The following is a 247-nucleotide window of genomic DNA, read 5'->3' as shown; positions in this document are numbered from 1 at the left end:
CGAGTCCACGGTGTCGCGCGCGGTCGCGCGCAAGTACGTGCACACGCCGCGCGGCACGCTGTCGCTGAAGGCCTTCTTCGACTCCGGCGTCGGCACCGAAGGCGGCGGGGAAGCCTCGAGCACCGCGATCCAGCAGATGATCCGCACCCTGGTCGATGCCGAAGATCCGCGCAAACCCTTGTCGGATGCGCGTCTGGCCGAGCTGCTGAAAGCCTCCGGCGTGCCGGTCGCACGCCGCACGGTGGCC

Annotated in this window: 1 pseudogene; it reads left to right on the top strand. The window is 70.4% G+C overall.

The features are described 5' to 3' along the window. Positions 1–247: pseudogene (locus tag SB719_RS21880) on the top strand (hypothetical protein); the annotation flags it as partial.

The organism is Pantoea sp. SIMBA_079 (genome assembly GCF_046940275.1).
GTDB classification, from domain to species: domain Bacteria; phylum Pseudomonadota; class Gammaproteobacteria; order Enterobacterales; family Enterobacteriaceae; genus Pantoea; species Pantoea borealis.
The sequence above is the reverse complement of the archived record's forward strand: the minus strand, read 5'-3'. Positions and strand labels throughout refer to the sequence as shown.